The organism is Flavobacterium cryophilum (genome assembly GCF_048286555.1).
In the GTDB taxonomy this organism is placed as follows: Bacteria; Bacteroidota; Bacteroidia; order Flavobacteriales; family Flavobacteriaceae; genus Flavobacterium.
This window is the reverse complement of record NZ_JBLVPZ010000001.1, coordinates 156,977-174,702: the sequence shown is the minus strand read 5'-3', so window position 1 is coordinate 174,702 and position 17,726 is coordinate 156,977. Positions and strand designations below refer to the sequence as shown.

At 35.9% G+C, this 17,726-nt stretch carries 16 protein-coding genes; 9 read left to right on the top strand and 7 right to left on the bottom strand.

Features of this window, described 5'->3' with window-relative positions:
* Nucleotides 1-34 precede the first annotated feature (34 nt).
* From ACNQGJ_RS00810 to ACNQGJ_RS00800, 3 genes are all read right to left on the bottom strand, one after another.
* Entirely contained in the window at nucleotides 35-895 is an 861-nt protein-coding gene (locus ACNQGJ_RS00810; protein WP_417971034.1) for a YicC/YloC family endoribonuclease, read from the bottom strand.
* A 203-nt stretch (nucleotides 896-1,098) separates the two neighbouring features.
* A complete protein-coding gene (locus ACNQGJ_RS00805) occupies nucleotides 1,099-1,980 on the bottom strand; it encodes a DMT family transporter (protein ID WP_417971036.1) in 882 nt (293 codons plus the stop codon).
* Nucleotides 1,973-2,329 carry an arsenate reductase family protein gene (locus ACNQGJ_RS00800; RefSeq protein ID WP_417971038.1) on the bottom strand — a complete coding sequence of 119 codons (357 nt, stop codon included), beginning with the start codon at nucleotides 2,327-2,329 and terminating at the stop codon, nucleotides 1,973-1,975. Before ACNQGJ_RS00800 ends, ACNQGJ_RS00805 begins: the two co-directional genes overlap by 8 nt.
* 75 nt (nucleotides 2,330-2,404) lie before the next feature.
* Here ACNQGJ_RS00800 and ACNQGJ_RS00795 point away from each other — a divergent pair, with 75 nt between their 5' ends.
* Nucleotides 2,405-2,860, top strand: a complete 456-nt coding sequence (locus tag ACNQGJ_RS00795; protein ID WP_417971040.1) for a DinB family protein — start codon at nucleotides 2,405-2,407, stop codon at nucleotides 2,858-2,860.
* 94 nt (nucleotides 2,861-2,954) lie between these two features.
* On the opposite strand, the gene ACNQGJ_RS00790 is transcribed toward ACNQGJ_RS00795, so the two are convergent.
* Entirely contained in the window at nucleotides 2,955-3,698 is a 744-nt protein-coding gene (locus tag ACNQGJ_RS00790) for a DUF3298 and DUF4163 domain-containing protein (protein WP_417971042.1), read from the bottom strand.
* A gap of 102 nt (nucleotides 3,699-3,800) precedes the next feature.
* Between ACNQGJ_RS00790 and ACNQGJ_RS00785 the strand changes: the two genes are divergently transcribed.
* Nucleotides 3,801-4,946: a cystathionine gamma-synthase gene (locus ACNQGJ_RS00785; RefSeq protein ID WP_417971044.1), complete on the top strand. Its 1,146-nt coding sequence runs from the start codon at nucleotides 3,801-3,803 to the stop codon at nucleotides 4,944-4,946.
* Nucleotides 4,947-5,018: 72 nt separating this feature from the next.
* Here the strand turns inward: ACNQGJ_RS00785 and ACNQGJ_RS00780 are convergent, their stop codons facing one another.
* A complete protein-coding gene (locus tag ACNQGJ_RS00780; protein ID WP_417971046.1) occupies nucleotides 5,019-5,822 on the bottom strand; it encodes a THC0290_0291 family protein in 804 nt (267 codons plus the stop codon).
* A gap of 270 nt (nucleotides 5,823-6,092) precedes the next feature.
* Between ACNQGJ_RS00780 and gdhA the strand changes: the two genes are divergently transcribed.
* From gdhA to ACNQGJ_RS00745, 7 genes are all read left to right on the top strand, one after another.
* The gene (gene gdhA / locus ACNQGJ_RS00775) at nucleotides 6,093-7,436 is read left to right on the top strand and encodes an NADP-specific glutamate dehydrogenase (RefSeq protein WP_417971048.1); all 1,344 of its coding nucleotides are present in this window, start codon (nucleotides 6,093-6,095) and stop codon (nucleotides 7,434-7,436) included.
* A gap of 122 nt (nucleotides 7,437-7,558) precedes the next feature.
* Nucleotides 7,559-9,856, top strand: coding sequence for a type IX secretion system anionic LPS delivery protein PorZ (gene porZ, locus ACNQGJ_RS00770; protein WP_470303543.1), 2,298 nt, complete (start codon nucleotides 7,559-7,561; stop codon nucleotides 9,854-9,856).
* A gap of 72 nt (nucleotides 9,857-9,928) precedes the next feature.
* A complete protein-coding gene (gene recO / locus ACNQGJ_RS00765; RefSeq protein WP_417971052.1) occupies nucleotides 9,929-10,642 on the top strand; it encodes a DNA repair protein RecO in 714 nt (237 codons plus the stop codon).
* Between the two features lie 334 nt (nucleotides 10,643-10,976).
* Complete coding sequence (locus ACNQGJ_RS00760; protein ID WP_417971054.1) at nucleotides 10,977-12,014, top strand: alpha/beta hydrolase; 1,038 nt, start codon at nucleotides 10,977-10,979, stop codon at nucleotides 12,012-12,014.
* A gap of 309 nt (nucleotides 12,015-12,323) precedes the next feature.
* Nucleotides 12,324-15,782 (top strand): isoleucine--tRNA ligase, encoded by a 3,459-nt coding sequence (gene ileS, locus ACNQGJ_RS00755; protein WP_417971056.1) that lies wholly within the window; start codon nucleotides 12,324-12,326, stop codon nucleotides 15,780-15,782.
* Between the two features lie 7 nt (nucleotides 15,783-15,789).
* On the top strand, nucleotides 15,790-16,170 hold the full coding sequence (locus ACNQGJ_RS00750; protein WP_417971058.1) for a TraR/DksA family transcriptional regulator: 381 nt from the start codon (nucleotides 15,790-15,792) through the stop codon (nucleotides 16,168-16,170).
* An 85-nt stretch (nucleotides 16,171-16,255) separates the two neighbouring features.
* Complete coding sequence (locus ACNQGJ_RS00745; protein WP_417971060.1) at nucleotides 16,256-16,852, top strand: lipoprotein signal peptidase; 597 nt, start codon at nucleotides 16,256-16,258, stop codon at nucleotides 16,850-16,852.
* A gap of 63 nt (nucleotides 16,853-16,915) precedes the next feature.
* Here ACNQGJ_RS00745 and ACNQGJ_RS00740 read toward each other — a convergent pair whose 3' ends face one another.
* Both ACNQGJ_RS00740 and ACNQGJ_RS00735 read right to left on the bottom strand, forming a co-directional pair.
* Nucleotides 16,916-17,113, bottom strand: coding sequence for a hypothetical protein (locus ACNQGJ_RS00740; protein ID WP_417971062.1), 198 nt, complete (start codon nucleotides 17,111-17,113; stop codon nucleotides 16,916-16,918).
* A 43-nt stretch (nucleotides 17,114-17,156) separates the two neighbouring features.
* On the bottom strand, nucleotides 17,157-17,720 hold the full coding sequence (locus tag ACNQGJ_RS00735) for a 5-formyltetrahydrofolate cyclo-ligase (protein ID WP_417971064.1): 564 nt from the start codon (nucleotides 17,718-17,720) through the stop codon (nucleotides 17,157-17,159).
* Between the last annotated feature and the right edge of the window lie 6 nt (nucleotides 17,721-17,726).

The window sequence follows — 17,726 nt, the reverse complement described above, 5'->3', positions numbered from 1 at the left end:
ATATATTAGTTTTTTAAATGATATTTATATAATCTTAGAGGACATTCAATACTTGTTCTTTGATTTTTTCCAATTCGTCTTTCATTTGAACGACTAATTTTTGCATTTGTGCGTGGTTGGATTTAGAACCCATTGTATTTATTTCACGTCCCATTTCCTGAGTGATGAAACCTAATTTTCTCCCGTTGGCTTCAGTTCCGTTGATGGTTTCCAGGAAATAATCCAAGTGATTGGTCAAACGCACTTTTTCTTCGGTGATGTCTAATTTTTCTAAATAATAAATCAATTCCTGCTCAAATCGATTTTCGTCTACATTCACTTTAAGTTCGGAGATTGCAGTTTGCAGACGGTCTTTTATTGCTTGAACACGTTCTGGATCAAGTGCCAAAGCTTCGGTCATGTACTGACGAATATTGCCTATTCGCAACTGAAATTCTTTCTCTAAAGACATACCTTCGTCTCTTCTAAAAGTCAAGATGTTTTGCAAAGCCTCCTCGATAACGGTTTGGATTTGTACCCAGTCGTTTTCATCGATTTCATCACGCTCTATTTTCATGGTATCCGGCATGCGAATAGCCATTTTCATAAGTTCCGTTTCATTAGCATCAGCATAGACCTCTCTAAGCTGATTGATGTAGGCTTTTACAATCGGTACATTTACTTTGGTCGAGGTTTGTTCCGCGGTACTTTCGATAAAAATAGAAAAATCTACTTTGCCTCTTTCCAGTTTCAGTGCGATTTGGTTGCGTAAACCCAATTCCATTTCGCGGTACAGCGAAGGCATTCTCACATTTAAATCCAAACCTTTACTGTTTAAAGATTTTACTTCTACCGTTATTTTTTTGGTTGGTAACTGCAAAGTTGCTTTACCAAAACCCGTCATTGATTGTATCATATAGTTATATAAAAGAGGTCAAAGATAAGAAAAAAGTGTTCAGTTTTCAGTCACAGTTTTCAGTTGGGAGCAGAGCAAATTTCATTTATTTAAAATTTTAATTTTCTCAAATGTCTTTAAATGGTAAAAAACATACTACAAAGGTAAATTATTTACGGACTCGATTTAAGTTTAGCGCTTTGACTGAAAACTGAGACTGAAAACTAATTTTTTTTCTGTGTCACCAAGTAAACGCCGAAAAATATTAAAACTGCTGAACCAATTTTTACCAAATTTAATTCGTCTTTGCCCAAGCGTATCGCAAAAATAGTTGCGAACAGCGGTTGTAAATAAATAAAAACGGCAACCGTGGTTGGTTTTAATTCTTTCATCGAAAGTAAATTCAGGAGATACGTCAGAAAAGTCGAAAAAACGACTACAAATCCTATTTTCCAGCAAATGTCCACGGGAACAAAAGCCCATTCAACAGCTTGCAATTGGCTCCAGCCAAAAGGCAAAACCATAATAAAACCGAATAAATAGATCCATTTTACAAACGTAAAGGCATTGTATTTATCCATTAATTTCTTGACGATAATCAGGTAAAATCCATAGGAAATGGCGTTGACCAAAACCAGAAAATTTCCCAATCCGGCATTTGTGGCGCTGCCAATGGATTTTCCGTACAGAATAAGAAAAGCCGTTCCTATTAAACCAAGGATAATCCCAAAAACCATTCGTTTTTGCATGCGTTCCTTCATGATCAATGCCGAAAGTGTCAATACAATCATCGGTGTTGAAACCATGATTACCGCAGCACTAATGGGAGAAGTAAGGCTTAATCCTTTGAAAAACGTGAGCATATTAAAAGCTACGCCAAAGAAAGCTGCCGCAATAATTCGGGGAAAGTCACGAAACGCAATTTTCTCCTTCGGCATAAATAGCCATACAATCCAAAACAAAATTAGTGAGCCACCGGCACGCAAAACGATAAAACCATAGGCGTCAATGTACAAGGGCATGACATCTTTGGCAATGGTAAACGTAACGCCGTAAATCAAAGAAACTATTGTGGCGGCAATGAGCGCGAGATTTCTTTTAGACATTTGCAAACGCAAGCATTACCTGGTGCATGTTTTGCTGTGTGTTGCCTATATAAATCTTGCCGTTAATAATAAATACAGGACGACTCAAAAAGGTATAATGCTCTAAAATGTATTTTTTGTAATCGTCTTCGGTTAACGATTTATTCTTTAAATCCATTGATTTATACAACTGTGCTTTTTTACTAAAAAGCGCTTCGTAACTTCCAGAAAGTTCGCGCATTTGTTCCAATTCTTGGACTGTAATCGGATCTTGTTTGATGTCATGAAACTTCAAGTTGTGGTCTTTCGGTAATGATTTTATGATTTTTCTACAGGTGTCGCAAGAGGCGAGATAATAAATTTTGTTCATATAAAAAGCGATTTATTTGTGCAAAGAAAAATCATTTGAGATGGAAAATGAGTAATTTTATCAAAAAATAAAAAAATGAATCAAACATTTGAGGTCAACACTACAACCAGAAATATGGTTTCAAAATTTCTAACAGGCTATACTTTGGAGCAACTTAATACGATTCCAGCAGGGTACAGCAACAATTTAATTTGGAATATTGGCCACATTATCGTGACGCAGCAATTGTTAGTGTACAAACTTTCGGGTTTGCCTATGTTGGTTTCGGAGGAATTAGTCGAAAAATACAAAAAGGGAACCAAGCCGGAACACATCGTGACACAAGTCGAAATAGCGGAAATTAAGGCATTATTGTTTGAAACAATTGATCAAACTAAAGCTGATTTTGACAATAAAACTTTCAAAGACTATAATGAATATCCTACTTCAACTGGTTTTACCTTGAGAAATGTTGAAGATGCGTTGGTCTTTAATAATGTTCACGAAGGACTTCACATCGGTATTATGATGAACCTTAAAAAGTTTATTTAGTACCTAATCGCACTTATTTTATAAATCAAGTTGGTAAAAATCCTTTTTTTTGAAAGACTTAAAAAAGATTTTTGCAATTTAGAATTAAATAGTTTTACTTAATAACTAAATAATCGTTCACTTCTTTATATGGTAATACTAATTCTTTAGGTCCATCAGCATACGATGCGGCTTCATAGGAATTGTAATATAGCAGCAGCCCATTATCGGTATAAAATATATTTTGGGGCAGATTGAATTTTTCGCCTTCAAACATTAATCCGGTTGCATTGATCGATTTGTTTGCAGGGATTTTATATTTAGCTCTGAATTTTTTTTCGGCGAAAGCCATAAAAGCATCTGTGTCATTAAACAATTCCTCATTCGAAATGGATTTTCCTGTAGATGGATCAAACAGCAAAGAACGCAATCCCTGGTATCCATGAGCACCACCAGTATATGTGTAATGGTTAATTTCTATATTCAAAACACTTTCGGACTGGTATTTTAAACTTCCTTTAACTTCAGCTTCCCAACCAAAGGTGTCATTAGGAAATTCTTTTTGGAGTTTTTCATAGGAATCAATAAAAGAGGCTAATAATCCATTATAATCCGTTGATGTATATGGCTTTTCGCCAAAATAAATGATCTCCTTCAATACTGAAAACACTTTTTTATTAATGCTGTCCGCTACAATAGGATCGTTTTTTGCGATAGGAATCTTTACCGTTATCTCAGGACAATTTTCGTTGCATGGTAACGTTGTTTTTTTATGAAAAGATTGGTCTTTAAAAGCTAACTCGTCCGAACAACTGGTTATTAATAAAAGGAATGCAGCAAAAATTATATAATGTTTCATCTCAAAATTGTTAATTATATACAAAGGTATCGACTTGTGGCTTGCTTAAATAAATTAAAGGGTAAATTTGTGAAGTTATTTAGCATTTAAAATAAAAAAGATATGAAATTCAATACGAAGGTAATCCATGGTGGTCAGCATCATGATCCAAGTACGGGTGCGGTTATGCCGCCAGTATACCAAACGTCAACATTTGTACAAACCAGTCCGGGGCAACCTATAAATCCAGATTATGAGTATAGTAGGGCTGCAAATCCTACCAGAAGCGCTTTGGAAAATGCGCTGGCCAGTATCGAAAATGGAACACGTGGATTAGCTTTTTCGTCAGGATTAGCAGCTACAGATTGTGTTTTACGTTCTTTTAAAGCAGGTGATGAAATTATTGCTATGGATGACTTGTATGGCGGAACCTATAGAATGTTTACCCGTATTTATAAAGATTCAGGGATAAAATTTCATTTTGTGGATATGAATGACATTGGGAAGTTCAGGTCATTAATCAACGAAAACACGAAATTAGTGTGGGTAGAAACGCCAACAAATCCTTTGATGAAATTAGCCGATATTCAGGAAATTGCTAAAATCACTAAGGAGAAGAAAATTCTTTTTGCGGTTGACAATACTTTTGCAACACCTTATTTGCAAAAACCATTAGACTTAGGAGCTGATATCGTAATGCATTCGGCAACTAAATATTTGGGAGGCCATTCTGATGTTATTGCCGGAGCGTTGATTGTAAAAGATGAAGCGCTGGGTGAACAATTGCATTTTCAACAATTTGCAACAGGAGCAACATTAGGACCAATGGACAGTTTCTTGGTGTTAAGAGGAATTAAAACCTTGCATCTTCGCGTGGAAAGACATTGTGAAAATGGAGGAAAAGTGGTGGAATTTTTGGACAATCATCCAAAAGTTAAAACGGTATATTATCCGGGATTACCAAGCCATCCGTATCATGAAATTGCCAAAAAACAAATGAGTGGTTTTGGAGGAATGGTTTCATTTACTTTTGTTTCTGGGAAAAAAGAAGATGCGATAGATTTTCTGGAGAAATTAAAAGTTTTCACATTAGCAGAATCTTTAGGTGGTGTTGAATCATTAGCAAATCATCCGGCTTTAATGACGCATGCATCCATTCCCGAAGACAAGCGCGCAGCAGTTGGGATTACAGATGATTTGGTTCGATTAAGTGTAGGTATAGAAGATGCCGAGGATCTGATTGAAGATTTGAAGCAAGCATTAGCATAACTTAATACAATGAAACCCCAGTTCTAAATCTCAGAATTGGGGTTTTATTTTTTATAAATGATTAGGTAGATGTTATTGTAAGTAATAAATATAACCAACATTGAACCATACCAACCAATCATTTGCTTTGTTTTCTTTATAAAGTTCGGGATTAGGATTTAAACCATCAACCCAATTGGAGAAAAAATATTGAAATCTTAAATCAACCATTAAATCTCGTAATGGGCTTAGTTTATAGCGCGTACCTACACTAGAGACAACGGACCAAACGGTTCCTCCTTCGTTAGAAAATCCATAAGGGCGTCCATCTGTTGGCGTTAAATATTTAGGAAATGTAGTCAATGGAGTTCCTAATGGCCCCAAGGATGATGAGGCTTTAGCGTTGTAATGACTGAATTGTCCGCCAAGGCTGACAAATGGCCCTAAACTTCCTGTTCTTGCAGTGAAATCACGAATGCTCAAAGGGAAAAATTCAAGTTGCATCCCGATATTCGTTACGGCAGTACTCCCAGTCATTGCTTTTAATTGCTGTTTTCCTAGCGAAGGTTTTCCTTCAACATATTCTCCAAAATGTTGCAATTCAGTTTTATTATACGATAGTTCAGATCTTAATTTAAAGTGATCATTAAAATATGTTTCGGGCGTATAACAGTTGCATTCCGCTTTATAAGAAAAGTTGAGATAGTGAATAATCCCGATTCCATATCCCGTATTTCCAGCGTTTGTTGTAAGATCATGGCGTTCTCCATAATCAGATTGAAATGCAACAGGTCCCACTATTACCCCTATTTCATGCGAAAACCCACCGAATTGCGCAATTGAATCAGGTGAAAATCCCAAACAGATTAATAATAAGAGCATTATTTGTTTGACCATTAGGGTTGTTTTGCTAATCTTCACAAATATATAAAAACATCATACACATATAAAAATAAAATTAAAAATAAGCAGACAAATTCTTATTTACTTACGAAAGTCTTAACCATTTGGTTTATTTGTGGATATCATAAACACAATTGATTAAAAATGCTTAATAAAAAGATAATTCTATCTATAAATTAAAAAAAACAGAGTCGGAATATTTTTATAAAATGTATCTTTGTCAAGTATAACGAAATCGTTTTCTTAATTAATTATTTATAATCTATGTTACTAAAAATAAATGATTTTATGGCCCAAGTTGAGGCCAAGAATCCAAATGAACCTGAATTTATTCAAGCTGTTAGGGAATTTGCAGAGACTGTAATTCCATTTATTGCAGAGCAAAAAAAATACGACGGAAAAAATCTGCTGCTAAGAATAGTAGAGCCGGAGCGTTCTATTATATTTCGTGTTCCGTGGGTTGATGATAGCGGTGAAATCCAGGTTAATCGAGGTTTTAGAATTCAAATGAATTCAGCTATTGGCCCGTATAAAGGTGGAATTCGTTTTCATCATACTGTAAATCTATCCGTGCTTAAATTTTTAGCTTTTGAACAAGTATTTAAAAACAGTTTGACTACTTTGCCAATGGGTGGCGGAAAAGGAGGATCTGATTTTGATCCACAAGGAAAATCTGATGGTGAAGTAATGCGTTTTTGCCAGTCTTTCATGACAGAACTTTGCAGACACATTGGGCCACAATTAGACGTTCCTGCTGGGGATATCGGAGTTGGAGCCAGAGAAATTGGATATTTATTTGGTCAATACAAAAGAATCAAAAACGAATTTACAGGCGTTTTAACTGGAAAAGGATTGGCATATGGCGGTTCTTTAATCAGACCTGAAGCAACAGGTTACGGAGTAGTTTATTTCGCAGAACAAATGCTAAATACTATTGGTCAAAACATAAAAGGAAAAACAGTCTCTATCTCTGGATTTGGAAATGTTGCTTGGGGTGTAGCCTTGAAAGTAAATGATCTTGGCGGAAAAGTAGTTACTATTTCTGGTCCGGATGGTTATATTTATGACGAGGAAGGAATTTCTGGTGATAAAATTGAATTTATGCTTGAAATGAGAGCACGAGGCGATAATAGAGCCGAAGCGTATTTAGAAAAGTATCCAAAGGCAGTTTTCCACAAAGGGAAAAGTGTATGGGAAGTAAAAGTGGATGTTGCAATTCCTTGTGCTACCCAAAATGAGCTGAATGAGGAAGATGCTAAAAACCTAATTGCAAATGGTGTTACTTGTGTTACTGAAGCGGCAAATATGCCATGTACTTTAGAAGCAATCAAGTTGTTCTTGAAAGCGAAAGTGCTTTTTGCGCCAGGTAAAGCAGCAAATGCAGGAGGTGTTGCAGCGTCAGGATTAGAGATGACCCAAAACTCTATTCGTTTAAACTGGACTAGTGAAGAAGTGGATTCCAGATTAAAAGAAATCATGGTTGGAATACACAATCAATGTAAAAAATATGGGACTGACAAAGAAGGTTATGTCAATTATGTTAAAGGTGCAAACATTGCCGGATTTGTAAAAGTAGCAGATGCTATGCTTGCTCAAGGAGTGGTGTAAATAAAATTTAGTTTTAATTAGAAAGCTTTTCACTGTTGCGATGCGTCGTAAGGTGAAAGGCTTTTTTTTGCGTAACAAAATGCTATGACTTTCCTTTGTTCTATATTTGTAAACCAATATTGATGCGAATAATGAAAAAGAGCGTTTTATATTTTTTGCTTTTACTTTTTTTCCAAATGGGTTTTTCCCAAAGTAACTTGTCGTGGCAAGGTTATTTCTCTTACAATGAAATTAAAGACCTATCAGAATCTGCGACGGCTGTTTTTGCTGCTTCCGAAAACGCACTATTTTCAAAAAATGTAGCGACAAACGTAATTAAAACAACAAATACTATTGACGGTCTTTCCGGACAAACAATTTCATCGTTATACTACAGTGTAACATTCAATAAAACAATTGTAGGATACGAAAACGGACTGATGATAGTCATTAATGAAGGCGATGCAAGCATGCTGAATGTGGTCGATGTCATCAATAAACAACTTCCTCCCAATATAAAAAAAATCAATCACTTCATGGAATATGAAGGTGTTGCTTATGTTTCCTGTGATTTTGGAATTGTTCAGTTTAATCTGGCTACCATGCAATTTGGCGATACTTATTTTATCGGCGATAATGGAGGCGAAATCATGGTGAACCAAACAGCAATTTACAATGGATTTATTTATGCCGCCACAAATAGCGGAATAAGAAGAGCCAGTGTTGCTAATAAAAACTTAATTGATTTCAATCAGTGGGAAACAATTGCTACAGGGAACTGGTCAAATGTCGTGACTTTTGGTGCGGACTTATTTGCCATAAATGCTGCGGGATACATTCATAAATTTAATTCAGTTTCCAGTTTGTTTTCAGGAGTTATTGTCCTTCTTCAGCCTTCACTCGATATGAGGGCAACGGCAAATTATGTAATAGTAACAACGGCGAACAGTATTTATATTTACAACAATCAGATGGCTTTGGTGCGCCAGATAAATACAAATCAAATTACAGATCGTAATCCAAGTTTTACCAGTGCAACAGTAATAGGTGATGCTATTTTTATTGGAACAAAAGAAAATGGATTGATTACGGCGTCACTTTCTTCGGCAGCAACTTTCGAGAATAGTACGCCTATCGGCCCTTCGCGCAACAATATATTTGCGCTTCAAGTCACGACCACTGCGCTTTGGACGGTGTATGGAGATTATACGGCAGATTATAATCCATATCCGTTAGATCGGTACGGCATCAGTAAATTTAGCGCAACTGGATGGTTGAATATTCCATATGAACAAGTTTTAGGAGCACAATCGATGACCAGAATAACAGTTAATCCCAGCAATGAAAGCGAAGTATACGCGAGTTCTTTTTTCTCAGGATTACTAAAAATAGAAAATGACATCCCTACAATTTTATACAATCAAACGAATAGTGGTTTAGAGTCGCTAACCTATTTGGGGCCAAGTTATATCGATGTCAGAATTAATGGAGCAGCATTCGACAAATCAGGAAATCTTTGGGTTACTAACAGCCGAATAAAAAACGGATTGAAAGTATTTAGAGCTAACGGACAATGGCAAAGCTATTCAATGAATACTATTTTGGATTCCAGTATCAATGCAAGTTTGGGTCGAATGGTTATTGATAAAAATGGAACAAAATGGTTGTGTACTGTTGGTGATGGAGTTATTGGTTTTAATGAAAGTAATAATGTCTTTAAAAAATTAACAACGGGATCGGACACGGGGAATCTACCAATTTCAGATGTGAGAGCGCTTGCTGTTGATGCTAGAAACCAACTTTGGATAGGAACTACAAAAGGATTGCGGGTTTTATCCAATGTAGGTAGTTTTCAAACCGAGGACCAGCTGAAGGCCAATCCCATAATTATTTTAGACGATAATCTTGCGCAAGAGTTATTATACGAGCAATTTATTACGGATATTGCTGTTGATGGCGCTAATAACAAATGGATTGGCACTGCCGATTCGGGTTTGTTTCTTGTTTCACCAAACGGTCAGGAAACCAAATATCACTTTACGATAAATAATTCACCATTGCCCAGCAATGTTATCAATGATATTGATATCAATAGCACTACGGGCGAAGTTTTTATTGCAACGGCTAAAGGTTTAGTTTCTTTTAAAGGGACTGCGACAGCGCCAAATGAAGATTTAAATAATGCCTACGTGTATCCCAATCCAGTGCGGCCCGAATATCAAGGAACGGTTAAAATTGCCGGATTGCTCGATAAAGCTACTATTAAAATCACCGATATTGAAGGGAATCTAGTTTTTGAAAAAATCTCTGAAGGTGGGACATTAGAATGGGATACCACTGCTTTTGGAAAACACAAAGTCGCTTCTGGAGTGTACATGATATTTATTTCGGCACAAGACGGAGTGGAAACCAAAGTTAAAAAAGTAATGATTATCAGATAGGTTTCAGGTGCTGGGTATTGGGTTTTAGAAAATTCAACACCAATATCTAAAAGCTAAAAACCAATACCTAAAATGTTAGTAAAAACTAAAGCAATCGTCCTTTCGTCTTTAAAATTTCAGGAAAAAAGCCTTATTGTCAAATGCTTTACGCTGTCGCATGGATTGAAGTCCTATTTTGTTCGGGATGCTTTTTCGAGCCGAAAAGCCAATCAAAAAATTGCCTATTTCCAGCCGTTGACTATTCTTGAAATTGAGGCGGTTCATAAAAACAAAGGCACTTTAGAAAATTTCAAGGAAATAAAAATTGCCTCGCCTTTTCATTCCATTCATTCGGATATTTATAAAAGCACGATTGTGATGTTCATTTCTGAAATGCTGCATCATTCCATTCACGAAGAAGAAACGAATGAGCATTTGTTTACCTTTCTGGAAACGGCTTTGCATTGGTTGGACAATCACGATGAAATTGCTAATTTTCATTTAATTCTATTATTGGAAACCACAAAATATTTGGGTTTTTATCCTGATATTTCGGATATGGATATGCCTTTTTTCGAAATGAACGAAGGTGTTTTTACGCCTTTTAACGCCATCAGTTCACTGACAGAACATGAAAGTAATTTATTTAAAAAACTGATTGATTTAAAATTCGACAACAATCAAAAAACATTCCATGTCATCGAAAGACAAATCGTATTGAGAATACTGATTGATTACTACAGTTTTCATTTGGACGGATTCAAAAAACCAAAATCTTTAGATGTTTTAAGAGAAGTTTTCTCTTGATTTCTCTCGGTTACTCCTTTTTATAATTACTAATTTATCCATTATTTTGATTTAAGTTCCAATTAAAAACACTGTTAAAAAGAACTTATAAATTTTAAAATTGTCAAATAATTAATTAGTATATTTGATATAATTATTCATTTTTATGTTTCAACCTACTGATAATCATAAACTTGATCACTATGAAGCTTATTTCGACTATTCTTTAGTAAAGTAGTAGTCAAATTTTAAGACATCAAATTTCATAGTATAATTTAGTACAACAAAAGCCCTGATTTTTTATAGAATTTATTTACAGAATACAGTTTTCTTATTAAATTTAAAAACTCATAAAATGAAATCAAAATTAAAAAAATTTGGAACATTGTTGTTAGCGATTGCTTTTTCTGGCGAAGTAGCTGCACAGACAAAAGAAGCCTCAAAAGATCCCAACATTGATAGCAATGTCAGAGAATTTTTGAAAGGCCTTAATTCAGCACCAGGTAAGCCAATAGAACAATTGCCGCCAATAGAAGGCCGGGCAGTGCTGAGCGGCTTACAATCGTCAGTAAAAGTTGACATCTCTGGCATAGTTGTCACAGACAAAACGATTGTCGTGGATGGACAAAACATTATGCTCAACATCGTCAAACCTGCAAATGCAAAAGGCACATTACCTGTATTTATGTTTTTTCATGGTGGAGGCTGGGTGCTTGGAGATTTTCCTACTCATCAACGTATGGTTAGAGATTTAGTGGTTGAATCTGGTGCAGCGGCGGTCTTTGTCAATTATACGCCATCTCCAGAAGCTCATTATCCAGTTGCGATCAATCAAGCGTATAATGCTACAAAATGGGTGGCTGAACATGGAAAAGAAATTGGAGTGGATGGTAAACGACTTGCAGTTGCGGGAAACAGCGTTGGAGGAAACATGGCTACCGTAGTTGCCATGATGGCTAAAGAAAAAAAAGGACCGACTATTAAATTACAGGTTTTATTTTGGCCCGTTACCGACGCTAATTTTGAAACTGAATCCTACAACTTATTTGCAAAAGATCGATTCCTGACTAAAAATTTAATGATGTGGATGTGGGATAATTATACAACTGACCCAAAACAGCGTAAAGAAGCTTATGCTTCACCTTTGCAGGCATCAAACGGTCAGTTGAAAGGATTGCCACCAGCATTAGTGCAAACAGCACAAAATGATATTTTAAGAGATGAAGGAGAAGCGTATGCGCGTAAGTTAGACGAGGCAGGGGTAAAAGTAACGGCAACACGTTATAATGGCATGATTCACGATTGGGGACTATTAAATCCAATAAGTACGGTTTCCGGAACTAAATCAGCGTTGTTGCAAGCAGCTTCAGAAATAAAAAAAGCACTGAAATAAAGCTTGACTTTCTAAGTGCAAATCAATATAATTTTTAAAAAAAAGCATCCGCGATCTATCAATCTGGATGCTTTTTTTATTGTTTTCTCGCGACTAGTCAAGTGAAATAGAATGTTTTTTAAAATTTGATTTAAATCGAAACGCAATCTTTTTTTATTTTTCCTAGTTTGTGCGATTCACCTCAGTTTTCATTCCATTTGGACAGCGTAAAAGAACGCTAACGTCCTCGGTAACGCAAATACTCGTCACTCTTTACTTATAACTCATAACTATTTATTACTTTCGCACTTTGATATAGAAAAGGATAAAATGAGCACAAAATTTACTGAATACAAAGGACTTGACTTACCAACTGTGGCGTCAGAAGTACTTGATTTTTGGAAGAAAGAAAATATATTTGAGAAAAGTGTAAGCACGCGTGAAGGAAACCCACCATTTGTGTTTTTTGAAGGGCCGCCTTCGGCAAATGGATTACCTGGGATTCACCACGTAATGGCGCGTGCAATTAAAGATATTTTTTGTAGGTATAAAACTCAAAAAGGGTTCCAAGTTAAGCGTAAAGCCGGCTGGGATACGCATGGTTTGCCTGTAGAATTGGGTACTGAAAAAGAATTAGGAATTACCAAAGAAGATATTGGGAAAACGATTTCCATTGAGGAATATAACGAAGCGTGTAAAAAAACCGTAATGCGTTATACGGATGTTTGGAATGATTTGACCGAAAAAATGGGTTATTGGGTGGATATGGAAGACCCATATGTGACTTATAAATCCAAATATATGGAAACGGTTTGGTGGATTTTGAAACAAATCTATAACAAGGATTTGATGTACAAAGGCTACACCATACAACCGTATTCTCCAAAAGCTGGGACCGGACTGAGTTCACACGAAGTAAATCAACCGGGAAGTTATCGTGATGTAACGGATACGACTGTTGTGGCGCAATTCAAAGTAATTGATGCGCACAAAGAATTGTTATTCTCTAAGTTTTACAATTATATCAGTTCTAATAATTTACTGCACTATAAATTAGAAGCGTTGGATTTAGAGGAAATCTTTATCTTGGCTTGGACCACAACACCTTGGACTTTGCCAAGTAATACCGCTTTAACGGTAGGTTCAAAAATTGAATACGCTTTAGTCAAAACATTCAATCAATATACGTTTCGTCCGGCCACATTAATTTTAGCTAAGAATTTAGTTGGAAAACAGTTCGGAAAAGGCTTTTTTGAAAGTGCTGATCCTGCAGATTTTGAAAACTTCAAGGAAGGTGATAAAAAAATCCCATATCAGGTTTTGGCGGAATGCAAAGGAGCTGATTTAGTTGACATTCGGTATGAACAATTGATGCCATTAGTGCTTCCGTATCAGAATGCTGAAAATGCTTTTAGAGTAATTTCAGGAGATTTTGTAACTACCGTAGATGGAACGGGAATCGTGCATACCTCTCCAACTTTTGGTGCTGATGATGCCAAGGTGGCTAAGGAAGCTACGCCAGAAATCCCGCCAATGTTAGTTCTTGACGAGAATGGAACTCCGGTTCCGTTAGTAGATTTACAGGGAAAATTCACCTCGCATGTGGGAGAATATGCAGGTAAATATGTAAAGAACGAATATTACAACGACGGTGAAGTGCCAGAGCGTTCCGTAGATGTTGAAATCGCCATTCGATTAAAAGGAGAAAACAGAGCGTTTAAAGTAGAAAAATATGTCCACAGTTACCCGCATTGCTGGAGAACAGACAAGCCTATTTTATATTATCCTTTGGATTCGTGGTTTATAAAAATCTCTGAAGTAAAAGACAGAATGTTTGACCTGAACGAAACGATCAACTGGAAGCCAAAAGCGACAGGAGAAGGACGTTTTGGAAATTGGTTGAAAAACGCCAATGACTGGAATTTATCACGTTCCAGATTCTGGGGAATTCCATTGCCAATCTGGAGAACTGAAGACAAACAAGAAGAAATCTTAATTGGTTCTGTTGAAGAATTATACAACGAAATCGAAAAATCGATCGCGGCAGGTTTCCAAAAAGAAAATCCTTTCAAAGGTTTCGAAGTTGGAAATATGGCGGAAGAAAATTACGATTTAGTGGATTTACATAAAAATGTAGTCGATGAAATTACGCTGGTTTCGGCTTCTGGTAAACCGATGATACGTGAAGCGGACTTGATTGATGTTTGGTTTGACTCGGGTTCCATGCCGTATGCACAATGGCATTATCCTTTTGAAAACAAAGATAAAATAGATGAGAATAAAGATTTTCCTGCTGATTTCATTGCAGAAGGAGTTGATCAAACCCGTGGTTGGTTTTATACCTTGCACGCAATTGGAACATTAGTTTTTGATAAGGTAGCCTATAAAAATGTAGTTTCTAACGGATTGGTTTTAGACAAAAACGGGCAAAAAATGTCCAAACGTCTTGGAAATGCAGCAGATCCATTCGAAACATTAAAAGAATACGGTCCGGATGCTACCCGTTGGTATATGATAGCGAATGCGAATCCTTGGGACAACTTGAAATTTGACTTAGAGGGAATTGCAGAAGTTCGTAGAAAATTCTTTGGGACATTATACAATACGTATTCGTTTTTTAGTTTATATGCGAATATCGATGGATTTAAGTACGAGGAAGCCGAGATTCCAGTAAACGAAAGACCTGAAATTGACCAGTGGATAATTTCCGAATTGAATACTTTGATACGAGAAGTAGATGGTTTTTACGCGGATTACGAACCAACAAAAGCGGCTCGTGCGATCTCTGAATTTGTTCAGGAAAACTTGAGCAACTGGTACGTACGTTTGTGTAGAAGACGCTTCTGGAAAGGGGAATATGCACAGGATAAAATTGCAGCGTATCAAACATTATACACCTGTTTGTTGACCATAAGTAAACTGGGTGCGCCTATTGCCCCTTTCTTTATGGACAAACTTTACAGAGATTTAACTTTAACAACACAGTCAGAAAAATATGACAGTGTACATTTGGCAGAGTTTCCAGTTTCAGTTGAAAACTATGTTAATAAAATGTTAGAGAGCAAAATGCAGAAGGCGCAGACCATCTCGTCATTGGTTTTATCACTCCGAAAAAAGGAAATGATAAAGGTACGCCAACCCTTGCAAAAGGTAATGATTCCAGTACTTGACGAGAATCAAAGGGCTGAAATAGAGGCCGTTTCTGACCTCATAAAAGCAGAAGTAAACGTAAAAGAAATCGTACTTTTGGATGATGCTTCGGGTATTTTAGTTAAGCAAATTAAGCCCAATTTTAAGGCACTTGGACCCCGTTTTGGAAAGGATATGGGCCTGATTTCTAAGGAAATACAAGGGTTTTCGAAAGAACAAATCGATAAATTAGATAAAGAAGGCAATTTAAGTATTGTTATTGCAGGAAATAACGTAATTTTAACAGGAGAAGATGTAGAAATTACGTCGCAAGACATTGAAGGATGGCTAGTTGCCAATGCTAACGGAATAACGGTGGCGCTAGATATTACAATTTCTGAGGAGTTGAAACAGGAAGGGATTGCAAGAGAATTAGTAAACAGAATTCAAAATATCCGTAAAGATTCAGGATTTGAAGTTACAGATAAAATTAAGGTCCAAGTGAAAAGAAATGGACTGCTAGAAGTAGCAATTCTTAAAAATGTAGACTATATTAAATCGGAAACATTAACTGATGAATTGGTTTTTGTAGATGAACTGGAAAAAGGAGTAGAAATTGAATTTGACGAAATAAAAACAATGTTATTAATTTCAAAATGATATAAAAATGGTAGATGAAGCTACAAGATACTCTGACTCAGATTTAGCAGAGTTTAAAGTAATAATACTTAATAAAATACAAAAAGCACAAGCAGATTTAGATTTGATAAAAAGTGCGTACATGAATGATTTGAATAATGGTACTGACGACACGTCTCCGACATTCAAAGCCTTCGAAGAAGGAAGCGAAACAATGTCTAAAGAAGCAAACTCACAACTGGCGATTCGTCAGGAGAAGTTTATTCGTGATTTGAAAAATGCACTCTTTCGTGTGGAAAATAAAACGTACGGTGTTTGTAAAGTTACAGGCAAATTGATCGGCAAAGAAAGATTAAAAATCGTTCCTCATGCCACGATGAGCATCGAAGCGAAGAATTTGCAACGATAAACATCTAGTTAAACAAGATTTAACGCTCTAAAGGGAGCGTTTTTTTTGATTAAATTGTTATTTTTGCGCCATTAAAATTTATAAAATGTCATTACGAAAAGCGTATCTCCTTATTTTTATCTTATTGCTTGTTGATCAAATTACTAAAATTTACATTAAAACTAATTTTATCTTAGGAGAAGAAGTTGAAGTATTCAAATGGTTTAAAATTCTGTTCATTGAAAATGAGGGAATGGCTTGGGGAGTTCAAATTCCGGGGACTTATGGAAAATTATTTTTAACTCTTTTTAGAATTGTCGCTGTTGGCGGAATTGGATATTGGTTGTGGGATTCAGTGCAGAAAAAAAGTTCAGATTATTTAATTATTGCGATCTCTTTAATTCTGGTTGGCGCATTCGGCAATATCATTGATTCTGTTTTTTACGGAGTTATTTTTGATGACAGTCAACAACAATTAGCTACTTTATTTTCGGATCAACCCTATGGTACTTGGTTTCACGGGAAGGTAGTTGATATGCTTTATTTCCCTTTTTGGCACGGAAGTTTACCGAGTTGGTTGCCAATATGGGGTGGAAAAGAATTTACGTTTTTCAACGCTATTTTTAATGTTGCAGATATGGCGATTTCAACAGGGGTTGGAATCTTGATTTTTTTCAACAAAAAAGCTTTTCATAACAATTAAATTCAAAGATGTTTACACTATAAAAAAAGACCTGTTCAGTACTGACAGGTCTTTTTTGTTTTATTAATGTTTATTATGTCCGGGTGCGTAATGTTTAGCACTTTTACCGCCATATATTTTTTTAGCTTGACCCGGTGGAAGTCTTTTAGCTTTATAGGTTGATCTGCTGGTTCCGGTGTAAACACTGCAGCTTGAAAATGAAACTGCAAATAGAATAACCATAACACTTACGGCAAATCTTGAATTTTTAAATGTTCTCATAACTTGATTAGATATTAACTGTGGCGAAAGTACGGATTAAAAATTAAAACAAGTGAACTTCATTAGGAGTCACGCAATAATTCAGTTTTATATCGCCTTCAAAAACATCGGTTATTAGTTCTTCGGGGTCAAAGAAAGACAACCCAATTTTGACTGCATCCGGTTTGCATTCTGATAAAAATTTGTCATAAAACCCTTTGCCATAACCCACGCGATGTCCTTGTTTATCGAAAGCCAAAAGCGGTACAAAAACCACCTCAATTTTAGTTGAAGGCACTTCAATTCCATCTACCGGTTCGGGAATGTTGTATTCATTTTTTTTGATTCGGGTATTGTCAGTCAAAAGAAAATGAGTCATGTTTCGAGTTTTAAAATCAGCTTTCGAAACAATAATTTCTTTATCCTTTCCCGATAATACGTGCAAAACATATTCGGTGTTGACTTCCTTGTGTTCCGTAATGGGAAGGAAAATATGGAAATACGTTTTGTCCCAAATAGGAAGTCTTAGTATTGTATTGGCAACAGCCAAACTCATTTCTTCCACTTCATTTTCAGAAAGAGAATTCCGTAAGGCTTTGTATTTTTGTCGTAATGCTGTTTTATTCATTTTAAT

Excerpts from the sequence above, each read along its gene's own strand:
- ACNQGJ_RS00750 (WP_417971058.1), top strand. The coding sequence starts at position 15,790 with ATGGTAGATGAAGCTACAAGATACTCTGACTCAGATTTAGCAGAGTTT.
- recO (WP_417971052.1), top strand. The coding sequence starts at position 9,929 with ATGTTAGTAAAAACTAAAGCAATCGTCCTTTCGTCTTTAAAATTTCAG.
- ACNQGJ_RS00785 (WP_417971044.1), top strand. The coding sequence starts at position 3,801 with ATGAAATTCAATACGAAGGTAATCCATGGTGGTCAGCATCATGATCCA.
- porZ (WP_470303543.1), top strand. The coding sequence starts at position 7,559 with ATGCGAATAATGAAAAAGAGCGTTTTATATTTTTTGCTTTTACTTTTT.
- ACNQGJ_RS00735 (WP_417971064.1), bottom strand. The coding sequence starts at position 17,720 with ATGAATAAAACAGCATTACGACAAAAATACAAAGCCTTACGGAATTCT.
- ACNQGJ_RS00780 (WP_417971046.1), bottom strand. The coding sequence starts at position 5,822 with ATGGTCAAACAAATAATGCTCTTATTATTAATCTGTTTGGGATTTTCA.
- gdhA (WP_417971048.1), top strand. The coding sequence starts at position 6,093 with ATGTTACTAAAAATAAATGATTTTATGGCCCAAGTTGAGGCCAAGAAT.
- ACNQGJ_RS00805 (WP_417971036.1), bottom strand. The coding sequence starts at position 1,980 with ATGTCTAAAAGAAATCTCGCGCTCATTGCCGCCACAATAGTTTCTTTG.
- ACNQGJ_RS00810 (WP_417971034.1), bottom strand. The coding sequence starts at position 895 with ATGATACAATCAATGACGGGTTTTGGTAAAGCAACTTTGCAGTTACCA.
- ACNQGJ_RS00795 (WP_417971040.1), top strand. The coding sequence starts at position 2,405 with ATGAATCAAACATTTGAGGTCAACACTACAACCAGAAATATGGTTTCA.
- ACNQGJ_RS00760 (WP_417971054.1), top strand. The coding sequence starts at position 10,977 with ATGAAATCAAAATTAAAAAAATTTGGAACATTGTTGTTAGCGATTGCT.
- ACNQGJ_RS00740 (WP_417971062.1), bottom strand. The coding sequence starts at position 17,113 with ATGAGAACATTTAAAAATTCAAGATTTGCCGTAAGTGTTATGGTTATT.
- ACNQGJ_RS00745 (WP_417971060.1), top strand. The coding sequence starts at position 16,256 with ATGTCATTACGAAAAGCGTATCTCCTTATTTTTATCTTATTGCTTGTT.
- ACNQGJ_RS00800 (WP_417971038.1), bottom strand. The coding sequence starts at position 2,329 with ATGAACAAAATTTATTATCTCGCCTCTTGCGACACCTGTAGAAAAATC.
- ACNQGJ_RS00790 (WP_417971042.1), bottom strand. The coding sequence starts at position 3,698 with ATGAAACATTATATAATTTTTGCTGCATTCCTTTTATTAATAACCAGT.
- ileS (WP_417971056.1), top strand. The coding sequence starts at position 12,324 with ATGAGCACAAAATTTACTGAATACAAAGGACTTGACTTACCAACTGTG.